This is a genomic window from Dokdonella sp., assembly GCF_049593775.1.
Classification (GTDB): Bacteria; Pseudomonadota; Gammaproteobacteria; order Xanthomonadales; family Rhodanobacteraceae; genus Dokdonella.
Genome location: NZ_JBAWHJ010000254.1, coordinates 1 through 5,699, shown reverse-complemented (window position 1 = coordinate 5,699; position 5,699 = coordinate 1). Strand labels below are relative to the sequence as shown.

At 58.7% G+C, this 5,699-nt stretch carries 5 protein-coding genes; 1 reads left to right on the top strand and 4 read right to left on the bottom strand.

All coding sequences use genetic code 11. The annotated features are described in order from the left end of the window. Nucleotides 1–1,166 (top strand): serine hydrolase (locus WBP53_RS09005; RefSeq protein ID WP_423928080.1); only part of this gene is annotated, 1,166 nt, incomplete at its 5' end. Nucleotides 1,167–1,228: 62 nt separating this feature from the next. On the opposite strand, the gene WBP53_RS09000 is transcribed toward WBP53_RS09005, so the two are convergent. From WBP53_RS09000 to WBP53_RS08985, 4 genes are all read right to left on the bottom strand, one after another. Beyond that, the gene (locus WBP53_RS09000; protein WP_423928078.1) at nucleotides 1,229–1,546 is read right to left on the bottom strand and encodes a high-potential iron-sulfur protein; all 318 of its coding nucleotides are present in this window, start codon (nucleotides 1,544–1,546) and stop codon (nucleotides 1,229–1,231) included. A gap of 278 nt (nucleotides 1,547–1,824) precedes the next feature. After that, complete coding sequence (locus WBP53_RS08995) at nucleotides 1,825–2,262, bottom strand: hypothetical protein (protein WP_423928076.1); 438 nt, start codon at nucleotides 2,260–2,262, stop codon at nucleotides 1,825–1,827. Continuing rightward, a complete protein-coding gene (locus tag WBP53_RS08990; protein ID WP_423928074.1) occupies nucleotides 2,259–2,900 on the bottom strand; it encodes a DUF5671 domain-containing protein in 642 nt (213 codons plus the stop codon). The genes WBP53_RS08995 and WBP53_RS08990 overlap by 4 nt, the downstream gene beginning before the upstream one ends. A 147-nt stretch (nucleotides 2,901–3,047) precedes the next feature. Then, a complete protein-coding gene (locus WBP53_RS08985) occupies nucleotides 3,048–5,225 on the bottom strand; it encodes a hypothetical protein (RefSeq protein WP_423928072.1) in 2,178 nt (725 codons plus the stop codon). Nucleotides 5,226–5,699 lie beyond the last annotated feature (474 nt).

Below are 5,699 nucleotides of genomic sequence, written 5' to 3'. Positions count from 1 at the left end.
GGGGAATACTCAAGGCCGAGTACACGCCGATGGCAGTGGAGGGCGCGGACGCCGTCATCGCTGCCTATCGGCGCGAAGTCGCTGCTCGGATACCCACCAGACCCCTGGCTGGACTCACTGAAGAATTCCCCGGCATCGACGTTGCCAATCTGGCCACTGCAGCGAACAGCGCGCAAACCCGCCACGGTGTCGTCTACAAGAACGTGCACTACGTATCCACGTGCCCGACCCGCCACGGCGACTATCCGTATTGCGAAGTGCTAGACGTCCCTTCGTACTCGGTCGCGAAATCGGCGGTTGCCGGCATGGCCTTGATGCGCATGGAAAAGCGCTATCCGGGCACGGCGAAAAAGCCGATGAGCGCTTATGTGCCGGCCAGCGGTTGCCGCACCGAGGCCTGGAAGGATGTCGACCTGCTGGATCTGCTCGACATGAGTACCGGCCACTATGATTCATCCACTTACATGGCCGACGAGGATGCCGCCAAGATCGTCCCCTTCTTTGACGCGACCCTCTACGCGCACAAACTTGCCTTCAGTTGCGAAGCCTATCCGCGCGCTGCCGAGCCGGGATCCGAATGGGTCTATCACACGCCCGATACCTACCTGCTTGGCGTCGCCCTCGACAATGTGCTCAAGCGGCAAGCCGGCGATGCCGACAGCGATATCTTCGCCGATGTGATCGATGCCGAACTCTACGCCCCCTTGCAGCTGAGCCCGACCGCACGCACGACCCGGCGCAGCTACGATGCCCAAGCGCAGCCGTTCTTCGGCTGGGGCTTGTTCCTGCACGCCGACGACATTGCGAAACTGGGACGATTCCTCGGCGCCGATCGTGGTCGCATCGATGGCCAGTCACTGCTTGATGACACCCTGCTTGACCAGGCCATGCAGCGCGACAGTGGCGCTCGCGGCCTACAAGCCGCTCATCTGGAAAGCTTCCGCTACCAGCACGGCTTCTGGGCGCGCAATCTGGAGAACGAGCTGAGTTGCGAGCAGCCAACCTGGGTACCCTTCATGTCGGGCTTCGGCGGCATTCTCGTCGTGATGTTTCCGAATGGCGCCACCTGGTACAGCGTGGCCGATGACGGCGAGCTCGCCTCGATCAACTTCGCCAAGCCGGCGGTGGAGCTGGCCAAGCTCGGCAGCATCTGCAACTCGCAATAACGCCGAAACGAAAACGGCCCGCGATCAGCGGGCCGTCCTTCGATCAAGTTTGAGTCAAGTAATCAGGCCTTGGCAGCCCAGGCCGAGCACCAGCCCTTCGGTTCCACCGAGAAGCCGGCGAACAGCGTGCAGCCCTTCGTATCCGGATGGTAGAACTGGCAATTCGCGCAATCGCTTCCTGCCTTGAAATTCGGCGCCGTCACCTTGCTGGCATCGGTCGTGTACTTCAGCGCTGCCGCCTGCGCATTGGATTCCGGCAACGGCGGCAGATCGGCAGCATGTGCCTGCTGGCGCAGCGCAACACCAATCAAGGGCAAGCTGCCAAGGGCAACAGCACTGGAAACAAGGAAGCGGCGGCGGTTCTTGTCGGGTGCGTTCATGGTGATCTCCTGAGAAGTAATCAGGCAATTCTACTAGCTCACCCATGCCGCATGTTTTGACGCGAATCAATCCTGTTTCGATTTGTGATGCTGATCGGCTCCCATGCTTCAGTACCAGCCAGATCCCACCAGATTTCCCTTTCAGAACACTATGATTCCCACCCAGTTCTAGCGCCACGGGATCTCGGCTTCAAGAAATCAGTGGCCAGCCAGGGCCCAGTCTTGAATATCGATTCCGCGATTCACTCCATGCCGGGCCTTGGTCAATGCCTGACAACTCATTCGCTGTCCGAGACCTTGTCGACATTGCGGTCGAAACAGGTGTGGCCGACGCCATGCAGCCATTCCTCCGATCCCGGAAAGTAGGCGGTGTGGGGCGCTTCAGAAGTATCCAGTGCAAAGACAGCGCAAACCTTGAATGTCAATTCACCGGTCGGGGTGTATTCGTATGACGTGCTCGTCTTCGGATCCGACGGAATTCGAAAGCCTGGCAACTCCGCAAGCGCGTCAATATTCATCGGAAGCTTCTTGTTGCTTTTCCAGTAGTTCGTCACTTGCCGGACCAACTGGGAAAGGTCGAAAATGCGACGCTGGTCCAGTTTGCGTTCGCGTTGCAGCGAGGGCGGCCCGATCACGACGAGCCCGGCAACAACCGTGATGATGACAACGAGTGTCGCTCCGCTAACCAGCATGCGATTGCGTGTAGTCGGGTTCATGTCTCGCGCTCATCCTGACGCAGATCCCACAGGTAGTAGCCGAAGATGGCGCCGGAGATCAATCCGGCAACGATGACCTTGAGAATGAACCGGATGGTGAGTTCCCCCCCAAGGGTGTTGAACACAAGCGTGATCAGATCGCCGATCAGGAAGCCTGCAGCAACAAACAGTGTCAGGTAGGTCAGCCAGCGCCTGATCGCAGAAAGCCGCTTCACCGGGCTGCGCGTCAACTCACGATTGAGATGGCGCGCGACAAAGAGAAAGACCGGAAATGCAATCAGGATGGAAGCGATTGACCAGCGAATACTCTCGTCAGGCGAACGCCAGCTTCTATTCATGGCCGGATCAGGCCAGGCACGATTGATCAGGTCAAAGAGCAAGCTGCCGAGGTGGTACGCACTAAGGAACAGTGCCGTGAAAAGCACCAGGTAGAGAAATGCCTCTCTCGCCGAGAGCTGAGGGCGTGGTCTCGGCACCGGAACAACGAATTCCAGATCCGCATATGCATCGAGCGCATTCTGAATCTGTTCCGTGGCCCATCCCGCATCCAGCAGCGTTTGTCGAACGCTTGATCTGCTTGCGCCGCGCAGGAGAGCCTCGCGGATAAATACTTCCAGTTCAGCCGAGGACGACGCCATGCGTTTTCTCCGATGGAAATCGAAGTATGGCAAACACGGCAAAGTAAAAACAGGGAAGAAAGGAGTTGAGCCAGCAAACCCCAGGCCCGGGAATTGGGAATCCCCAATTTCCGGGCCATGGAAACGCATCTGACCGGTGCGCTATCCTCAGTTGCAGAAGTCAGCAATCTTGTCGAGTTCGCCAACCGATGTGTTGAAGGTGTATTCGGCGTTGTCGCTGAAGAAGTAGTAGACCATGTTGTTCGGCAGCAGGACGACCGAGATGCCGCCGAAGCCGGACATGTACGGGATGTACTTTGCACTGCCACAGCCCAGCGCTGTATCGGCCTTCCAGATCCAGAAGCCGTTGTCGTAGCTGTCGTAGGCGCTGCCTGCGTTGAGTCCATGGTATGCAGTGGTCTGCAGCACTTCGTTCACCATCGACAACTTGAGTTTCTGGGTGCCGCCAATGGTGCCTGCCGCATTGTTGACCAGCTCGGCGAGCTTGACCACGTCGTCACGGTGGTAGGTCAGGCCGAATCCGGATACCTGCTGGTTGGAGGCGTCGAACGTGCGCACCGAGGTGTAGGCCGTCGGACTCAGCTTCAGTGGCTTGTAGACGTTGTTGACCATCCAGGTGTAGCTGTCCTGACCAAGGTACTGGTCCATCGCGCGACCGAGCAGGTAGGTATCCGAGGTGTGGTAGACCCAGCTCGTGCCGGGCGTCACCTTGCGCGGATAGCTGCAGGCAAAGCTGGTCATGCCGCTATCGCTGTAGTCGAGGAAGAAGCCGTTGAGCATTGCCGTCGAGCCTTCGTCGACTTCAAAGCCGGAGCTCGTGTAGTTGCCGGTCGACATGTCGAGCAGGTTCTCGAGTTTCACATCGTTCCAGCGTGACGACGGGCAGGTCGATACCTGGCTATACACGCTGAGGTTCTTCACGCCTGGGTAGAGTTGCTCCATTGCCATCAGGCCGTAGCCGCCGTAGGTCGACTTGGCTACCGAGTACGAGGGCAGGTCGAGTACGTCGCAATACGGATAGGTTCCGTAACGGGTGTCGCAGCCGCCGGTGTAATGTACGCCGTTGTAGGCGACGCCGAAGGCCGAACGCGCGCTGGCGGATTGTTCGCTACCGATGTTTGAAGTGCTGATGCCGGTGCCCGGGTAATCCGTGGCCAGCGCGCTGATCGGCTGGGTCGGCATGCGGTTGCTGACTTCGGTGACATAGTCCGATTTGATGGTGGCGGCATTGGCTACGGAAGCCGGGGTGTACGAAGCGCTGAGTCGACCGTAGAGATTGAACTGATAGTAGTTGCAGGTTTCCGAGGCGATCTCGTAAGCCACCGACGAAATGGAGCCGTCGTTCTTGAACAGGAAGCTCATTACGCCATTGTGCGTACAGTTTGCTCCGTACTCCTGCAAAGCGAATGGAATCGCAGCACGTGAAAATCCGCTGTCGGAGGTTTCGTTCCAGACACGACCGGGTTCGAGGATCAGTTCCCACACCGGGTGCGAGGTGATCTGGAGGCCGCGATTCACCGGAATCAGATGTGTGCCGTGCTGGACGAACTGGTAGTTGAAGTCGGGCAGCTTCTTGATGTTGCTGATACCGGAATAGCTGTAGGTATCACGCATGCTACTCCAGCCGCGCTGGACGGCCGTGAAACTCAATGTGCCCTGGAAGGTGTTGCTCGGATCGGCCGCGCCCGATGGCACGGCGAATGCCGACATGTCGACCAGGCTGCCAGTGCCTGCTGTTTGCAATGTCGAATAGGTCAGTGAGCTGCGGCTGACGGTGCCATCGCCAGGCAGGCAATCGTAGTCACACGCGGGCGGCGGAGGCGTGCCGCCGGTGCCAGTCACTTCGATATCGTCAAAGTAGCAGTAGTCCGCGTTGTTGTTGCCTTGTGATCGCAGGCGAACCTGCACGTTCGGGTTATTGTCGATGCCGGCAGGTGACGCGCTTGTCGTGTACAGGGTGACGCCATTGTCCTGGCCATCGACAACGGTATTGACCGAAGTCCAGCTGCTGCCGCCATTTGTCGAGATTTCTGTCACGCAGGTGTCGTTCCATTCGAGCAGATAGGCGGCGATGCTGCTGGAGATGGAAACCCCTGTGTAGCCAGTCGTCGGCACCGACTGAGTCGCCGTGCGTGAATTGCGCAAGCGCAGCGAGTAGTTGCTGGCATACAGGTTGGCCGTGGCACTGGAGCCGCTGCCGCCGATCGTCCAGCCGGTGTAGTTCCCGTCCTGGAAATCCTCCGAGAAGATCGTCGCGGCGAAGGCGTTCGTGGAGAGCGTGAGTGCGAGTGCGAGTAGCAGGATCAAGCGCGTGGACGTGAGCATTTGGAATCTCCCATGGAAGAGAAATAAGCTGCATCGAAATCCGGATCTGCCGCCGCGATCGTGAGGTGACGGCATGCCATCCCAAGCTTGGTAACCCGTCAGCGACGTTCGTAGGCCCAGTTGGCATTTATCGTTGAGGCCAGAACGCCGGGAGATCAGTACTCGCCGAAGTCATCATTCAATGAGCAGGGACGTATGTCGGATCGCCCGCATCGCGCATTCGCACGACGACCCGAGTGAGTCCATCAAGTTGCTCATTCGCAACTGGCGCGCCGCGAAGTTGATCCGGGAGTTCAGCCTGTATCCCGGCTGCAGGCATTGCCCCACTGAGGCCTTGACGGATTTTTCCGAGCAGGCGTCCGGGCGCATGAGGAGATCACGCAGCCGCACAAACGGCAATCCGGCCTCTGTCTGGCCATCTATGTCGCTGCTTCAGTGTAAGTGGTTGATTTGTATGGTGGCTATGGGTGGACT

Excerpts from the sequence above, each read along its gene's own strand:
- WBP53_RS08995 (WP_423928076.1), bottom strand. The coding sequence starts at position 2,262 with ATGAACCCGACTACACGCAATCGCATGCTGGTTAGCGGAGCGACACTC.
- WBP53_RS08990 (WP_423928074.1), bottom strand. The coding sequence starts at position 2,900 with ATGGCGTCGTCCTCGGCTGAACTGGAAGTATTTATCCGCGAGGCTCTC.
- WBP53_RS08985 (WP_423928072.1), bottom strand. The coding sequence starts at position 5,225 with ATGCTCACGTCCACGCGCTTGATCCTGCTACTCGCACTCGCACTCACG.
- WBP53_RS09000 (WP_423928078.1), bottom strand. The coding sequence starts at position 1,546 with ATGAACGCACCCGACAAGAACCGCCGCCGCTTCCTTGTTTCCAGTGCT.